This window comes from Endomicrobium proavitum, assembly GCF_001027545.1.
Classification (GTDB): domain Bacteria; phylum Elusimicrobiota; class Endomicrobiia; order Endomicrobiales; family Endomicrobiaceae; genus Endomicrobium; species Endomicrobium proavitum.
Genome location: NZ_CP009498.1, coordinates 1,154,190 through 1,171,459, shown reverse-complemented (window position 1 = coordinate 1,171,459; position 17,270 = coordinate 1,154,190). Strand labels below are relative to the sequence as shown.

Genomic DNA, 17,270 nt, shown 5'->3' with positions numbered 1-17,270 from the left:
TTACCTTGAAATTCCGCGCACTAAAATATCTGCGAGGGTTTTTGACAGCGTTAAAGTATTTTTTGAATTTTTGTTTTCAAAATATTGCTGTTCGGCGCCTTTGATGGCAGTTAAAATTACATAAGCGCAGCTGCGCGGTTCTGCGGCGTTGAATTCTTTGTTTTTATTTCCGTCTTCAATTATTTTTTCTACAAGAGCTATTTCTCTTTTGTCAAAAACGTTTCTTAAATCTTCAACTGTTTCGTGCTTTGAAAAATATATTTCCGACAGCGTGCAATAGCCTTGCATTAGCTTTAAGAAAATTTTTAAATGGGAGCATATGAATACCCGCAGCTTTTCTTTTGGGGAACTTTCTTTTTCTACACTTTCGCGAAGCGCTCCGGCAAACTCTTCAAGCTCTGCTTCCATAACGGCTTTAAAAATTTCTTCTTTTGTTTTGAAGTAATAGTAGAGCGAGCTTTTAACTTTATTTAAGTCGGAAGCTATATCTTCTATTGTAGTTTTGTAAAATCCGTATCGCGCAAATCTTTTTGACGCGGCGGCTAAAATGCTGTTTTTCACGCACTCCTCCATAATTTGAACAAATGAATTATTTGTTCAAATAGTATAATAAGATTACGGGGCTTGTCAATTGTTATTTTAAAGAAGTATAATTTATAATATGTTAAATAAAGGAGCGTAATATGAATAAAATAATTACTTTGGTTTTTGCCGCGATGTTTGTGTGCGCCGAAATTTCTTTTGCAAAAGACATAACTCTTATAAAACCGGATTTTTCAAAAAACAACGCTTTGATTACAGCTTTAAAAGACAGGCAATCTTCAAGAAATTTTACGGATAAAAATTTAGACATTGACACTTTGTCCGAACTTTTGTGGGCTGCCGGCGGGGTTAACAGATCTAACGGGCACAAAACTTATCCTACGGCTATGAATGCGCAGGAAGTGGAAATATATGTTTTTGATAAAACGGGCGCATATCTATATGACGCCAAAAACAGCAAACTTGTTCTTATTGCCGAAGGAGATAAAAGAGCCGATACCGGTTCTCAAGGATTTGCGGCAAAAGCTTCCGTCAATTTAATTTATGTGTCCGATATTTCCAAATTGCGCGGCAGTGATGATAACGCTAAATTATTAATGAGCGCTGTTTCCGTGGGGGCGGTAACGCAGAATGTCGCTTTATACTGCGCCTCAAAAGGGCTTGGAAATGTAGTGCGCGCATCGGTGGACGCAGATAAAGTTTCAAAGATTCTTAAACTTTCTAAAACCCAAAAAGTTGTTATAGCCCAATCTGTAGGACACATTAAATAAATTGCGCTTGACATTATTTTTAATAAATGTTACATTAATCTAACATTTTTGGAAAAGGCTCAATTTGTAGAGGCAAAATGGCTAATAATAATCACAATATAAATAAACTCAGCGCAGCTCTTGAGAATTATCTTGAGACAATTGCAGCTTTAAAAAGAGAGAAAAAATACGCGCGTATTGGCGATATAGCTAAAGCTTTGAATGTTAAAGCGTCAAGCGTAAATGTAGCTATTAATTTTTTGGCGGAAAACGATCTTGTAATTCATGAAAAATACGGATATGTGGATTTAACCGAAAAAGGCGAAAAAATTGCGCAGGAAGTTCAGGCGAAGCACGATACTTTGTTTAAGTTTTTAAACGATTTGCTTTTTATAGAAAAAGGCGTGGCGGTTGAAGAAGCTTGCGAAATAGAGCATTCAGTAAGCGCGGAAACCATACGCAGACTTGAAAAATTATATCTTCTTTTAAAGGAACACCTATTAGTAAAGCCGGACGATATGGAAAATTTAAGAAGCTATTTGGAAAATAACTCTTAATTGTATTTTCAATTAGTTTTTATTCAACAACTTAAGTCTTTTTTTTAAAAGACTTATTTTTTAGAGTATTAAGTTAGTTTAAACTAAAATAATTGTATTAAGCTAATAATAAAATGGAGAAAAAACATGCCGGAGATTAAACTCTTAAGTAAAATGAAAGTAGGGGAAGAAGGTAGTGTAAAAAATATCTCTTCTAAAGCGGGAACGCTAAAAAAAAGACTTTTAGATATGGGTTGCGTTGCAGGGTGTAAAATAAGCGTAAAAAAGCTTGCGCCTCTTGGCGACCCCATTGAAATTTCCGTAAAGAACTATTCTTTAAGTTTAAGAAAAAATGAAGCTGACGCAATAGAGGTAGAGGTAAAATAAAATGTGGAAACATATCAAACATCATGTTTTCGGGAATTTGCGCAAACGTTGGCAGAAAGAACATTTTATTAATCCGGATTCTCACGATAATGACCGCCATCGCCATCATCATGCTCATGATCATATTCACCGCGACCACAGCGGGCATGACCATTCTTTTTATCATTGCGGGGAATCGGGCTATCATAAAGGTTTAATTAAATTGGGTTCTGCGCAAACCGGAACTTATAAGTTTGTAGCGGCTTTTTGCGACGAAGATTTAGGGCATAGGCTGCTTGAAATGGGTTTTGTTCCGGGTGGAGACGTTACGGTTATAGCCAACGCGGGGCTGCGAGGCAGCGTTATGATTGAGATTAAAGGTTCCAAACTGGCTTTAAGCCATAAAATTGCGGATAATATTTTATTGATGAAAAAGGATAACGTATGAGCAAAAGAAAAAAGATTACGGTTGCGCTTGCGGGCAACCCCAATTGCGGCAAGACAACTATTTTTAACAGTCTTACAGGTTCAAACCAGCATGTGGGCAATTACCCCGGCGTTACGGTTGAAAAAAAAGAAGGCGTAAAGAAATATAAAGATTACGAAATAAAGTTTGTTGACCTGCCGGGCACTTACAGCCTTTCGGCGTATTCCGACGACGAAGTAGTCGCGAGAGATTTTATTATTAACGATAAGCCGGATGTGGTTGTTCACGTTGTGGACGCGTCTAATATGGACAGGAATTTGTATTTGTTTACGCAGCTTGCCGAGCTGGACATTCCTGTTATGATTGCGTTAAACATGGTGGATATTCTTGAAACAAAAGGGTATAAGACCGATGAGAAAGAGCTTTCAAACCTGCTGGGCATTCCCGTATTGCCTACGGTGGGAAATAAAAAGAAAGGCATAAAAGAGCTTATTGAATCAATAATAAATAATTACGAAAGCGGAGCTTTTCAAAATCAAAAAGTTGCAAGAGTTGATTACGGCGACGATATAAAAACTGAAACCGATATTCTTGAGGCTTTAATTGCCAAAGACAAATCTCTTTCAAAACTTCCTAAAAACTGGCTTTCAATAAAACTGCTTGACAGCGACAGCGAAGCGGTAAAAAAAGTTTCTAAAGCCGCAAACGCAAAGGCAATATTGTCGCAAACCGAAAAAAGCAGAAGACATCTTGAAGAACATTTTGGAGAAACCGCGGAAACAAAAATTGCCGAGTATCGTTACGGATTTACAAATTCCGTAGTAAAAAGAGTCGTAAAAGAAAAAGCGACAAAGAAAAAAGATTATACTTCGGCAATAGATAAAATTGTTTTAAACCGCGTGCTGGGGCTTCCTATTTTTGCGGCGGTTATGTTTATAATTTTTTGGTTTACATTTACTTTCTCGGCGCCAGTGGTCGGATGGTTTGAATCATTTTTTGAATGGCTTGCCGTTGCGGCGGGCGGAGTAATTCCCGAAGGACCTTTGCAGTCGTTGGTTGTTGACGGCATAATAGGCGGCGTAGGCGGACTGCTCGGATTTTTCCCGCTTGTGCTGTTTATGTTTTTTGCAATTGCATTTTTTGAAGATACGGGTTACATGGCAAGAGCCGCTTTTGTTATGGACAAAGTTATGAGCAAATTCGGGCTGCACGGAAAATCGTTTCTGCCTATGATGATTGCCACAAACGGGTGCGCGGTTCCGGGCATTATGGCTACAAGAACTTTAGACTCAAAACGCGACAGACTTATAACAATGTTTGTTACTCCTTTTATGATATGCGGAGCGAAATTGCCGATATTTTTGCTGTTTATAGGCGCATTTTTTGCGGAAAAATATCAGGCGTACGTTATGTTTATTTTTTATGCGCTGAGCGTTTGCATAGCTCTTATAGCGGCAAAAATTTTAAGTAAAACGGTTTTAAAAGGCGAGCCTGCGCATTTTGTAATGGAGCTTCCGCCGTATCATCTTCCTACAATTAAAGGTTTATTTCTTAAAATGTGGGAGAGAGGCTGGCTTTATGTAAGAAAAGCGGGAACGATAGTGGTTCTTCTAACCATTATTATCTGGGCAGGTTTTGCATATCCTAAAACAGACGTTGCCGAAGGCGTAGGCGAAGAGGACGCCGCCGCGGTGCAAATAGAAAACAGCGCGCTTGGAAAACTCGGTAAAATAATAGAACCTTTAGTAAAACCTATAGGCATGGACGGCAACAGAGCAATAGCTTTAATAGCTGGACTTGCGGCAAAAGAAGTTGTTGTAAGCACTTTGGGAACAATTTACTCGCTTGGAGAAGTTGATCCTGAAGACGCCGGTCCGCTTAAAGAAAAAATAGCCGAAGATAAAGGCTGGTCGCCGCTTAAAGCTATGACGTTTCTTATTTTCTGTCTAATATATGTTCCGTGTATAGTTGCGGTTGTGGTATTTTTTAAAGAAACGGGTTCAAGTTACAAATGGCTTGCGTTGCTTGTTGTCGGCAATACTGTTCTTGCGTGGATTGCATCGTTTATAGTTTTTCAGGCAGGAACGCTTTTGAAGATAGGCATCGGAGGGTAAAATGATACAGACAATTATAGTAATTGCTATAGTTTTGCTTGCGGTATTTTTTGTTGTCCGCCGAGTTATAAAAGGCGGCGATTGCGGTTGCGGCTGCTGCGATAAAAAAGAACAGGATAATTCTAACTGTTCCGGTTGTGATATTTTACAAGATAAAAAATAGTTTAATAATTGGGGTCGTTCCTGTTATTTTTTTGGAATGACCCCGAAAAAATAACTTTAAAGTTAGTTTAATCTAACTGTGTTTGTTAAATGAAATATGGGATATTAGCGTATGACTGAAAAAATAAACGAAGCGTTAATTAATCATTGCGCCCCTGTGCTTACGGGGTTAAAACCCGCCGCTATTTTTACATTAGACTGCCCGAATTGCGTTGATTATTTGCAACAAAAGCTGCCGAAAGAATTTTGTCTTGAAACGCTTTGCTTAACCAATTGTAATAAGATTTTAACTATGCTCTACAGTCCGGCGTTATTTGAGAAAATTGTTTTAGGGCGGCAAGCTCAATTTATACTTTCAGCTTTAGGATACCCTGCAAAAATAAACTCTGTTTTTATGCAGCACCTAAAAACTGCTGGATAACAGTAAAATAATACCTGGGAGGGTAAAATATGAAAAGAAGTATAGCATTGATAGCGGCAGCATTGTTGTTTGGCGCGGGGCAGTTGTTTGCGGCAACGGTTGAAGAAGAAGTGGCGCAGCTTAAAAAAGAAGTTGCAGGTTTGCAAGCCGGCGGCTCTCAAAGCGTAACGGGCGCGCTTGGCATTGTTACGGAAGTGGGCGGAACGTTTATTTTTCAGGGAAGTCCTAAAATAAACGACGGGTCGGACAGATCAAAGTTTAACGGCTCGTATTCTTTAGATTTAGGTTTCGGTAAAGAGTTTTCAAGCGGCGCTTTGGCGTATTTGCACATAACTGCCGGCATTGGCGACGGGCTTAACAACTATCTTCAAACTTACGGCGCCGTAAACGCGGACGCCGATAACGACGGTCATTTAAGCATTTCAGAGTTGTGGTATGAACAGTCTTTTTTTGATAAAAAACTTACCGCAACTTTCGGAAAATTAAATCCGGCGGGCTACATAGATGAAAACGAATATGCCAACGATGAAACTTCGCAATTTTTAAATTCATCATTTGTAAACAGCGCGGTTTTGGATTTTGCGGATAACAACGTAGGTTTCAGAGCTACGTATTCTCCCGCAGATTTAATAGATGTAACTTACGCTTACATTGCCACAAGCGATGAAGTTGAAAATTTTGATTCCAACGGTTTTAACGCCGTGCAGATAAACGTTAAACCCGTTGAAAACGGCAATTACAGAATTTACGCGTGGCTAAACAATACAAAAAATTTATACGGCTATAAAAAAATTGAAGATAACGGCGGTCTTGGCGCGGCAACCGAAAACGATATTAAAGCTCAAAAAGGCTATGGTTTCGGTTTTAGCGCAGACCAAAAGGTAAGCGAAAGTTTCGGCGTTTTTGCAAGAGCAGGCTTTAAACAGTCTGCCGCCGGAGAAGTTGAAGTTGACACTACTACTTCGGTTATAGATTCTGCAGAGCCGTCGCTTTCTGTGGCATGGAGCGTCGGCGCGCAGGTTAGCGGCTCTTTGTGGTCAAGAGAAAATGATAAAGCAGGCATAGCCGTAGGTCAGGTTTACGGATCTGAGGATTACAAAAAATACATAGATAACAACGAAAAATCCGGCGCGCAAACGCAGGGCGAACTTTACTACAGTTTTGCATTAAGCGAAAACTTTGCAATAACGCCTTCCGTTCAATATTTCTTAAATCCCGCGGGCGGCAATACCGTTGACGCTAACGGCGACGAAATAAAAAATGCCGTAGTTTACGGCTTAAGAGCGCAGATAAATTTTTAAAATAAGTTAAAACAAACGTTTCGGCGCAGAGAGCCACAACCCCGTGCTCTCTGCGCTTTTTTTTATTTAAAATAATTGCTATAATACTACTCGCTAAAAGTTTTAACGGTCTTGCGGTTACGTAATTTGTAATTATAGTTTGAAATGGGGCTGTAGCTCAGCTGGGAGAGCGCGTCGTTCGCAACGACGAGGCCGTCGGTTCAATCCCGATCAGCTCCATTTTTGCTTTGTCTTTTGAGTTTATACTGCGTCAGAGCCTCCCTCATTTACGTTTTGTGTAAACTTCACTCGGCTCTTCCTTGTCTAAACTCAAAATACTTCGCAAAAATGCGCGGGTTTTTATTTCTTTAAACTTTTCACTTTACACATTTCACTTTGGCGGTACTAATGTCTTATCTTGTTTTAGCGCGTAAATTCCGTCCGCAGAATTTTGACGAAGTTCTTGGGCAGGAACATATCTCGCAAACCCTTAAAAACGCAATTACGGAAAACCGCATTGCGCACGCTTATCTTTTTTCCGGTCCCAGAGGCTGCGGAAAAACTACCATGGCGCGTATTCTTGCAAAAGCTTTAAATTGTAAAAACGGTCCCGCGGCGGAGCCTTGCGGCGTTTGCGAAAATTGTTTGGAAATAAGCAAAAGTTCCAACATTGACGTTTTTGAAATTGACGGCGCGTCCAACAACGGCATAGACAACATCAGAGAGTTAAGAGAAAACGTAAAGTTTGCGCCGTCCCATTCAAAATATAAAATTTACATAATAGACGAAGCGCACCAAATAAGCACAGCGGCTTTTAACGCGCTTCTTAAAACTCTTGAAGAACCGCCCGCCCACGTTATTTTTATAATGGCTACCACCGAGCAGCACAAAATACCTATTACCATTCTTTCAAGATGCCAAAGATACCGTTTCAAACTTATCTCTTCAAAAGAGATTGCTTCGGCAATAAAAAATATCGGGCAGAAAGAAGGTTTTGAAATTGACGACGAAGCGTTAAATATAGTCGTAAGCGCTTCGGGCGGTTCAATGAGGGACGCTTTAAGTTTGTTAGATCAGGCGGTTTCTTCAAATACCGGAAAAATTACCGGCGAATACATAAGAAGTCTTTTGGGGCTTTTGCCTAAAGAAATAATAAATTCCGTAACGCAAGATTTAGCAAAAGGCGACATAGAAAAAATTTTAAAAACCGTTAAAGAAATATCGGAAGAAGGTTATAATATTTTGCAGTTTGCCAGAGATCTGCGCGACCATCTGCGCGAGGTTATGATATATTCCGTAAATCCTGAAATTGCGGAAGTCTCGGGCGAAGAAAAGAAAGTTCTTGAAACGCAAAAAACGCTTTTTACCGTAGCGCGCCACGTGCGAATGAACAATCTTCTTTCAAAAGCGCTGGAAGAAATGCGCTGGCACGACCATCCGCGAATTTTGCTTGAAATGTATCTTTTGAAAATGTCCGAGCCTTACTACAACGTGGGCGAACTTATAAATAAAATTTCAGAACTTGAAAAAAATGTTAAATCTGCAGCTTCTTCGGACGATGTCCCTTCGGATTTTTCCGCTAAAAAAAAAGCTGATTTTTTAAATGCATCCGCCGCGGGCGAATCTTTAGAGTCCGCAGATTTGCTGGGAATTTGGCAGGAAATAGTTTCTGAAATTTCGCAAAAACATCCGTTAACTTCGCAATCCCTCCTGAAAACTATTGTAAAAATAATTTCGCCCTCGTCTATTCAGGCGGCGGTTTCCAACCAGTTTGATAAAGACGGCGTTTTAGAATTTCAAGAACAAATTTCAAAACTTTTCTTGCGCAAAACCGGCGCGGATATTGCCATGAAAGTCATTATAGAAAAAGCCGAACCTCAAGAACCGAAAATTGAAGAAATCGCGCAGACCCAATCTGAAGAGCAGCCTCCGTCTGCAGCGCAATATAAAGTAGAAGAAGATTTAAAAGAAACCGCCAAAATCGCCGTTCCCAAACATATAGAAGATATCGCCAAAAAATTCGGCGGAAAAGCGAAAAAGATTTAGTAAGGAAGTTTAGAAGTTTGGCAGCTTGGAAGTTTGGCAAAGACAAACGATTTGTAAATTTTGCAGCTTCTTATATTAGTTAGAAAGCGCCGTTGCCAAACTTCTAAACTTCCAAGCTTCCAAGCTTCTAACTCAGGATTTTAAAACAATGAACAGACCGCAGGCTATTGAAAGAATGGTGGAAATAATAAAAAAGCTTCCCGGCGTAGGTCCTAAAATGGCGGAGCGGTTGAGCTATCACATTATAAAAATGCCGCCGGCGGAAGTTGAGCGTCTTATAGATTCAATTCAAAAAGCGCGCCAAACCATGAAATGCTGCAGCGCCTGCTACAATTTAAGCGAAACCGACCCCTGCCCCGTTTGCGCCGATTCTTCAAGAGACAAAAATACAATATGCGTTGTTGAAACCCCTCAAGATTTAATTGCCGTAAGCAAAGTTAAAGATTATAAAGGTTTGTATTTTGTGCTTGGCGGCGCGCTTTCGCCTTTGGACGCCGTGGGGCCTGAAGATATACGCGTTGCTCAGTTGATAAAAAGGTTAAAAAGTGATAAAATCAGCGAGGTTATCCTTGCCACAGATACCGACTCAAAAGGCGAAATCACGGCTGTTTATCTTTCTGAACTAATAAAACCATTCGGAGTTAAAGTTACAAGGCTCGGTTACGGGCTTCCTGTCGGCGGAGATATAGAGTATGCCGACGAAGTTACCATCTCGCGCGCCATTGCCGGCAGAAAGGAAATGTAATTTAGAAGATAAGAAGATAGGAAGGTAAGATGTTAAGCAACAGCTATTTTAGCCGTTGCCTACCCTCTTGCCATCTTATCATCCATATAACGGGGAGAATAAAATGTCTAAAAAGTTAACTGCTATGGACGGCAATACTGCCGTTGCTCATGTAGCGCATGCAACAAATGAAGTAATCGCCATTTATCCTATTACGCCTTCGTCGGTTATGGGCGAAATTTGCGACGCAAAAAGCGCAAAAGGCGAAACAAATATTTGGGGAAATACCCCTATAGTAAGCGAATTGCAGTCTGAAGGCGGCGCGTCGGGAACGGTTCACGGAGCGCTTTCCGCAGGAGCAATGACAACAACTTTTACGGCGTCGCAGGGACTTCTTTTGATGATTCCGAACATGTATAAAATCGCCGGCGAACTTACGCCTACGGTTTTTCACGTTTCGGCGCGCGCCTTGGCAACAAACGCGCTGTCAATTTTCGGCGACCATTCGGACGTTATGTCCGTTCGTCAAACGGGCTGGGCTATGCTTGCTTCGGCTAATCCGCAGGAAGCAATGGATTTCTCGCTGGTGTCGCAGTCTTCCGCTTTAAGATCCCGCATTCCTTTCCTCCACTTTTTTGACGGTTTCAGAACATCTCACGAACTTAACATGGTTGACGTTTTAAGCAAAGACCAAATAAAATCAATGATAGACGACAACTTAATTGCCGACCACCGCAAAAGAGCAATGAACCCGGAATACCCCACAATTCGCGGAACGGCTCAAAACCCGGACGTTTACTTTCAGGGCAGAGAAGCGGTTAATGCGTATTACGACAAAGTTCCCGCAATAGTAAAAGAAGAGTTTGCAAAATTTGAAAAATTAACTGGCAGAAAATATGATTTGTTTGAATATATCGGCGACGCGGACGCGGAAACCGTTGTAGTTATTATGGCGTCGGGCGCGGATGTTGCTCAAACCGCAATTGAATGTCTTAAAGGTCAAAAAGTAGGCGTATTAAAAATAAGATTGTTCAGACCTTTCAGCGGCGTTGATTTTATTAACGCTTTCCCTAAAACAACAAAAAAAATAGCCGTTCTTGACAGAACAAAAGAACCGGGGTCTCTGGGCGAGCCTCTTTTTCAAGACGTAACGTCGGCGTTTTTAACAATAGAAGGCAGAGCAAAATTCCCCGTAACTCCTCTTATAGTGGGCGGACGTTACGGAATAGGTTCAAAAGAGTTTACTCCTCCTATGGTTAAAGCGGCAATTGACAACGTCAACGCGAAAGAACCGGTAACGGGCTTTATTTTGGGAATAGAAGACGACCTCGGCGGTAAATCTCTTAAAACTCCGCTTGCCTGCGCGGGCATGGAAGATAAATCTTACGGAGCGTTGTTTTTCGGGCTTGGTTCCGACGGCACCGTGGGCGCAAATAAAAACACAATGAAAATTATAAGCTCTCAAACGGATAATCTTGCGCAGGGCTATTTTGTTTACGATTCAAAAAAAGCCGGTTCAATGACAACTTCGCACATACGTTTCGGCAAGGAATATATCCGCGCTCCTTATTTAATTGAAACCGCGGATTTTATAGGCGTTCACTTGTTTTCTTTCCTTGAAAAATACGATGTTCTCGGCAAAGCAAAACTCGGCGCGACGGTTTTAATAAACGCTCCCTACAAAGCGGACGAAGTTTGGAATAAACTTCCCAAAGAAGTTCAGAAGCAGATAATAGATAAAAAACTTAAAGTTTACACAATAGACGCTTCGCACATAGCTCTTAAAACCGGCATGGGCGCGCGCACAAATACTATAATGCAGACGGCATTTTTCGGACTTATTCCTACGGTTATAGAAAAAGATAAAGCAATAGCCGCAATTAAAGACGCAATTAAAAAAACATATTCCAAAAAAGGCGACGAAGTTGTTCAGAAAAACTACGGCGCGGTTGACGCGGCTTTGGCGGGCGTTTCGCAATTGCAATATCCTGCCGAAGTAACTTCAACAATTATCCGCACGCCTGCGGTTCCGGCGGACGCTCCTAAATTTGTAAAAGAAGTTTTGGCGGATATGATAGTTTATCAGGGCGACGGGCTTCCCACTTCAAAAATTCCCGCCGACGGAGTATTTCCTACGGGAACAACGCAATACGAAAAAAGAAACATCGCAATACAATGCCCGTCTTGGGATTCTTCAATATGTATTCAGTGCGGAATTTGTTCTTTGGTTTGCCCTCACGCGGCAATTCGTATGAAAGCTTACAACGAAAGCGAACTTAAAAACGCTCCCGCAACGTTTAAATCTGCCGACGGAAAAGCAGATTTGGCCGGCTTAAAAGTAACCGTTCAGGTAGCGGTTGAAGATTGCACGGGCTGCGCGGCATGCGTTACAAACTGTCCTGCAAAAAATAAAGAAGACGCGACAAAGAAAGCAATCAACATGGTTGATCAGCTTCCTTTAAGAGCTACGGAACCCGAAAACTTTAAATTTTTCTTAGGAGTAAAATCGGCGGACGTTAAAACAAAACGCGAAAGCGTTAAAGGCTCGCAGCTTCAGACTCCTCTTTTTGAGTTCTCCGGAGCTTGCGCAGGCTGCGGCGAAACGCCTTATGTTAAATTGTTAACGCAGCTTCACGGAGACCACATTGCAATAGCAAACGCTACCGGCTGCTCTTCAATTTACGGCGGCAACTTGCCTACAACTCCTTACACAAAACGCGCCGATGGCAGAGGCCCGGCATGGGCTAACTCGCTGTTTGAAGATAACGCGGAGTTCGGCTTGGGAATTCGTTTAGCATACGACCAGCTTGCCGGCGACGCCGTTGCATTGCTTAAAGAAATAAAAGAAACGGAACTTAAATCATCGGCGGCTTTGGTTGACGAAATTCTCAACGCTTCGCAAACCACAACCGCAGAAATAGACGCTCAAAGAGCAAGAGTTGCAAAACTTAAAGAAGTTGCCAAAGGCAACCAACGCCTTCTTGCGTTAGCCGATTATCTCGTTAAAAAATCCGTTTGGGTTTTGGGCGGCGACGGATGGGCTTACGATATAGGCTACGGCGGTTTAGACCACGTTCTTGCAAGCGGTAAAAATGTAAAAATTTTGGTTATGGATACCGAAGTTTATTCTAACACCGGCGGACAGATGTCAAAAGCAACGCCTATGGGCGCGGTAGCGCTGTTTGCAGCCGGCGGAAAAAATCTTCCTAAAAAAGATTTGGGCATGATATCAATGACTTACGGAAATATTTACGTTGCGCAAATTTGCATGGGCGCAAATATGAATCAGGCGGTGCAGGCTCTTGCGGAAGCCGAAGCTTACGACGGTCCTGCGATTGTTATAGCTTATTCTCATTGCATAGCGCACGGCATAGATATGAGCAAAGGTATGCTTGAAGCTAAAAAAGCCGTTCAAAGCGGAAGATGGATACTCTACAGATTCAATCCGGAATTAAAAGCCAAAGGATTAAATCCTTTAAAAATTGACAGCGGCGAACCTACGACAACCGTTGCGGATTTCATGGGCGGAGAAAACAGATTCAAAGCTCTTGCAAAAGCAAACCCGGAAAAAGCAAAAGCGTTGCTTGAAGAAGCGACCGGCGAATATAATTGGCGCAGAAGCGTTTACAAACAGCTTGCGACAATGGCTTGCGATACCGGAAAAAAAGACGAAGCTAAAGCATAAAAAATAAAACAAAAAAGCGCCGGCGTGAAGCAATTTTATGCCGGCGCTTTTAAAGCATTCCGTTTCTATTACTATTAAAGAGAATATAAAAATGCGCGTGACGCTTTTGACAGCTTTGCCAAGAAAAACTTTTCATTTTTATTTCTCATCAAAATAAATTATAGCTTTTGTATAAATCTATTTACCGCCGGTCGGCGGTTATAGTTTTTTTGTTTATTTTAAATAAAAAAGGACATATTTATAGTGAAAAAACTTTTAATTTTACTGGCAGCGCTTTGCATTTATTCCGATTGTTTTGCCATAACCATAGGCGGTATAAATAGTTTTACGGATATGCAGTTTGTAATGCAGACATATTTTTCAAGCGCTTCTATAATTCTTGATAAATCTATTCTTTCAACAGGAGATTACGGCGTAGTTGCATACGGCGATAGAGAGGTGCAAGGCAATAATTTTATGTTAAGCGGCAACTCGCAATATGCCGGGTTTGTCGTTTCGTCGTCAGCAACATATTTGGTTATTGAAAATTTAAAAATGCAGGATTTTAATACGGCTTTATCCGGCGGCGCTTTGAATTTAACTGCCGGAATTACGACAATTAAAGATTCTTTGTTTGTCTCAAACACAGCCGCTTTAAAAGGCGGAGCAATATACGTAGAAAACTCAACGCTTGTTTTTAATACTTCTTCTCTTACGGAGTTTTCTCAAAACAGCGATATTGGCGGCGCAAACGCCGTTTACATAGGGCAAAACGCAATAGTTCAATTTGACACAATACAAAATGCCAATGTAAATATGTATGATTCCGTTTCAAGCGATTTGGGAACAAACGGAAATTTGCGCATAACCGGTTTGGGAAATTTTAATCTTTACCGGACAAGTTTGCTTGCCGGAACAGATATTGAAATAGGCGGCGCGGGCATTGTTTACGGCGTGTTAAATCTTAAAGACGGAAGCGGTCTTGAGGCTAAAAGTATTAACAACCGTCAATACGGCGTTTTCAACATGTCTGACGGCTATGCAAATGTTGTAAGAACCGGAAATTTTGACAGCCAAGGCGCGTTAAAAATAGACGTTTTTTTAAACGGCACAAACGATGTTGTTGAAGCAAGCGGCAACATTGATTTGTCAAACGGCGACTTGTATGTAACTTTAAATCAATTTATGTCCGACAGATTTGACAGATTGGATTATAAAATAATTTCTTACGCTGGTTCCGTTGCGGGACTTTTTGGCAACGTTTATTTTAGTTCAAATACTTACAATAGTTATAATATTGACGTAGGCGTTTTAAATCCGAATTGGATAACGCTTAGTCTTTTTGGGGCAGGCAGAGCAACTAATTTTTTATCTTTTACCAAAACAAGAAATGAAAAAGAAGTTTCTCAAGCTTACGATTTTCTTTCACAATACACTGTAACCGGCACAGATTTAGACAATATAATAAACGCTATACATATTATGAATGGAAGCGCCGCGCGCGCTGCGCTTACGGCGGCAAGCGGATATTTTTTGCCAAACGTTATAAGAAGCGCGGTTTCGGCAAACGACTCAAAACAAATTTACGATAAAATTAGAATATCATTGCGAAACTCTCAGCAAAGCGACGGAGTTTGGGCACAGCTTACCGGCGCAAATAAAAAATTTGCCGAAGATGAAAATTCGCCGGAAAATTTTGTAAGCGCAGAAACCGGAGTTATTGCGGGATACGGAAAAACGCTTAATGACAAAGACGGAGTTCTTGGGGTTTTTGCAAAATACAATAAGCAAAATATATCTCAAGGTTCAAATAACGCAGACGTCTCCGCCGTAGGCGCCGGCGGATACTTTGGTTTGCAAAAGCCGACATACGAATTGAAAGCTGTTATTTCCATGGGTTATGACAGTTTTGAAACGCACAGATATATTGATTTTGCGCAAAGAACAGCCAATGCGAAATTCGGCGGATTTCAAATAGGCGCAGATATTCAGGGCGATCTGAAATTTAAACTCAGCGATGTATTTGAAGAGATTGACGACTCGGTTGATTTAAAACCGTATGCTGGACTTTCCGCAAAAAGCGATTTTTATCAAACAATACAAGAAACGGGCGCCGAAAGTTTAGATTTAACGGTTAACGGCGGAGCATATACGCGCATTATCGCAAGAGTTGGCGTGGAAGTAGGAAGAGTTGTGGGAAAATGGAATTGGTATGCCAATATGGAATATAACCGTTTTCTTTCCGGAGCCCAGCCCGACATAAACGCTTCTTTTAGAGGAACAAACGTCGGCTTTAACCCGGTGGGAACTTACGAGGGCGGAAATATTTTTGAGTTGGGAGCCGGCGCAAACTATATGATTTTCAGCAATACGTATCTTTTTGCAAAAGCGGATATGCAAACTGCCGCCCGCCGGTATGATATTTTCGGACATCTCGGCGTTAATTATTTTTTTGGAGGCGCCGCAAACAAATCCGCAAAAACAATAAATGCCAGCAGCGAGCTTGACGATATTAGAGCAAGAATACAACAGTTAAAAGTGGAATTGGAACGCTTGCGCGCAAGAGAAGGACAGACTACTTTGAGAACAGAGCTGGATTCCATAAAAAAGCAAATAGCGCAAATAGAAGCGCAGCTTGACGCTTTGCGTAAAGCGGAATATGAAAGAAGGCCGCCGAGAGAAGAAATTTTAAACAAAATTACCGTTAACGAGCAAGCAAATAAAGATCTTGCCGCAAATTACAGAAGGCAAGATCCTCAAATACGCTCTTATCGTTTAGCGATGACAAATTTTAAGGTAGGCAGTAGTCAGCTTACGTTTACGGCAAAAGGAAATATCAAATATCAGGCAGAATATCTTAAAAACACGGGCTATAATAAGATTGTTATTGAAGGACATACGGATTCAAGCGGTAACAGAAACGCAAACATAGCTTTATCAAGCAAAAGGGCGAAAGCTATTTACGACGAGTTTATTAAAAACGGAATAGATAAAAATAAAATAGGTTATATCGGAATGGGCGAAGCAATGCCTATAGATACAAATAAAACGGCAAAAGGAAGAATGGCAAACCGCAGAGCGGAAGTTTTTATTGAATAACCGGAAAACGTTAGATATTTAAAATCAAGAGGCGCGGGTTAAAAAATCCGCGCCTCGTTTTTATTTGAATATAATTAAAAAGTGTTTTATAATTGAATTGGAATAAAATTTAATAGCGGAAGGTTTTAAAAATGAAAGTTTTGCTTATAAACGGAAGTCCTAACGAAAAAGGCTGCACGCAGACGGCTCTTTCGGAAGTTGCAAAAACTATAAACGACGGCGGCATTGAAACTGAATTTTACCATATAGGAAAAGAACCTATGCAGGGTTGTATAGCGTGCAGAAAATGCGCTCAGCTTGGCAAATGCGTTTTTAACGACGGAGTAAATGAAATAATATCTAAAGCAAAAAATTTTGACGGACTTGTTTTGGGTTCGCCCGTTTATTACGCTTCGGCTAACGGAAGTTTGCTTGCGTTTTTAGACAGATTGTTTTTTGCCGGAGGCGGGTATTTTGCGTTTAAACCAGCAGCCGCCGTAGTTTCCGCAAGGCGAGCCGGCACAACGTGCGCGTTAGACCGCTTAAATAAATATTTTACAATTTCACAAATGCCCATAGCTTCTTCTCAATATTGGAATATGGTTCACGGGAATAATCCCGACGAAGTAAAACAAGATTTGGAAGGTTTGCAAACAATGAGAACTCTCGGCAAAAATTTGGCGTGGCTTATAAAATCTATAGACGCCGCAAAAAAAGCAGGAGTACCTTTTCCCGAAGCCGAAGAATTTCGTCAAAGGACAAATTTTATAAGATAACAGATGTTGACATTTAATATGCAATAATATAGTATATGTTGTAGTTAACGCAGTTTTACGCACAATATATAGTTTTTGGTGCTCCTTAGAGCCTAACAGGAAATTCCGTGAAAATCGGAAGCATTCCCGATGCTGTGAGGGAAATACGAAAGCCGCATTTATAGCCACTGTTTGAGAATTTTGCAAATGGGAAGGCGCGGCAAGTAGGATAAACGTTTAACGTTTAATATTCCCAAGCCAGAAGACCTGCCAAAAATTTTTTACGGATTTTAAGTTATCGCGGACAATAACTTAAACTTTTGTAATTTTCAGAGGACAAGAAATCAGGGTGCATCCTCGTTTGCCAAAGGCAAGCGGGGATTTTTTATTTGCCTTACTTTTTTT

General features: G+C 40.9%; 14 protein-coding genes, 1 tRNA gene and 1 riboswitch. Of the genes, 14 read left to right on the top strand and 1 reads right to left on the bottom strand.

What is annotated here, in order from left to right:
- Positions 1-561 (bottom strand): TetR/AcrR family transcriptional regulator, encoded by a 561-nt coding sequence (locus Epro_RS05050; protein WP_052570909.1) that lies wholly within the window; start codon positions 559-561, stop codon positions 1-3.
- Between the two features lie 122 nt (positions 562-683).
- Between Epro_RS05050 and Epro_RS05045 the strand changes: the two genes are divergently transcribed.
- The 14 genes from Epro_RS05045 (at position 684) to Epro_RS04985 (ending at position 16,886) form a co-directional block, all read left to right on the top strand.
- Positions 684-1,313 (top strand): SagB/ThcOx family dehydrogenase, encoded by a 630-nt coding sequence (locus Epro_RS05045; RefSeq protein WP_052570908.1) that lies wholly within the window; start codon positions 684-686, stop codon positions 1,311-1,313.
- Positions 1,314-1,390: 77 nt separating this feature from the next.
- Positions 1,391-1,849 (top strand): metal-dependent transcriptional regulator, encoded by a 459-nt coding sequence (locus Epro_RS05040; RefSeq protein ID WP_052570907.1) that lies wholly within the window; start codon positions 1,391-1,393, stop codon positions 1,847-1,849.
- A gap of 126 nt (positions 1,850-1,975) precedes the next feature.
- Complete coding sequence (locus Epro_RS05035; protein WP_052570906.1) at positions 1,976-2,215, top strand: FeoA family protein; 240 nt, start codon at positions 1,976-1,978, stop codon at positions 2,213-2,215.
- 1 nt (position 2,216) lies between these two features.
- Positions 2,217-2,642 carry a FeoA family protein gene (locus Epro_RS05030; protein WP_052570905.1) on the top strand — a complete coding sequence of 142 codons (426 nt, stop codon included), beginning with the start codon at positions 2,217-2,219 and terminating at the stop codon, positions 2,640-2,642.
- Positions 2,639-4,735 (top strand): ferrous iron transport protein B, encoded by a 2,097-nt coding sequence (gene feoB, locus Epro_RS05025; protein ID WP_052570904.1) that lies wholly within the window; start codon positions 2,639-2,641, stop codon positions 4,733-4,735. Before Epro_RS05030 ends, feoB begins: the two co-directional genes overlap by 4 nt.
- Before the next feature lies 1 nt (position 4,736).
- Entirely contained in the window at positions 4,737-4,898 is a 162-nt protein-coding gene (locus Epro_RS07110) for a hypothetical protein (RefSeq protein ID WP_158409020.1), read from the top strand.
- A 111-nt stretch (positions 4,899-5,009) separates the two neighbouring features.
- The gene (locus Epro_RS05020) at positions 5,010-5,318 is read left to right on the top strand and encodes a DUF3793 family protein (RefSeq protein ID WP_052570903.1); all 309 of its coding nucleotides are present in this window, start codon (positions 5,010-5,012) and stop codon (positions 5,316-5,318) included.
- Positions 5,319-5,347: 29 nt separating this feature from the next.
- A complete protein-coding gene (locus Epro_RS05015; RefSeq protein ID WP_052570902.1) occupies positions 5,348-6,619 on the top strand; it encodes a carbohydrate porin in 1,272 nt (423 codons plus the stop codon).
- Positions 6,620-6,765: 146 nt separating this feature from the next.
- A tRNA-Ala gene (locus Epro_RS05010) sits at positions 6,766-6,838 on the top strand.
- A 168-nt stretch (positions 6,839-7,006) separates the two neighbouring features.
- Positions 7,007-8,644 (top strand): DNA polymerase III subunit gamma/tau, encoded by a 1,638-nt coding sequence (dnaX, locus tag Epro_RS05005; RefSeq protein WP_052570901.1) that lies wholly within the window; start codon positions 7,007-7,009, stop codon positions 8,642-8,644.
- Between the two features lie 148 nt (positions 8,645-8,792).
- Positions 8,793-9,389, top strand: a complete 597-nt coding sequence (recR, locus tag Epro_RS05000) for a recombination mediator RecR (RefSeq protein ID WP_052570900.1) — start codon at positions 8,793-8,795, stop codon at positions 9,387-9,389.
- Positions 9,390-9,492: 103 nt separating this feature from the next.
- The gene (nifJ, locus tag Epro_RS04995; protein ID WP_052570899.1) at positions 9,493-13,053 is read left to right on the top strand and encodes a pyruvate:ferredoxin (flavodoxin) oxidoreductase; all 3,561 of its coding nucleotides are present in this window, start codon (positions 9,493-9,495) and stop codon (positions 13,051-13,053) included.
- Positions 13,054-13,296: 243 nt separating this feature from the next.
- Positions 13,297-16,131, top strand: a complete 2,835-nt coding sequence (locus Epro_RS04990; RefSeq protein WP_052570898.1) for an OmpA family protein — start codon at positions 13,297-13,299, stop codon at positions 16,129-16,131.
- Positions 16,132-16,262: 131 nt separating this feature from the next.
- Complete coding sequence (locus tag Epro_RS04985) at positions 16,263-16,886, top strand: flavodoxin family protein (RefSeq protein ID WP_052570897.1); 624 nt, start codon at positions 16,263-16,265, stop codon at positions 16,884-16,886.
- Between the two features lie 59 nt (positions 16,887-16,945).
- A riboswitch (cobalamin riboswitch) is annotated at positions 16,946-17,154 on the top strand.
- Positions 17,155-17,270: the final 116 nt, after the last annotated feature.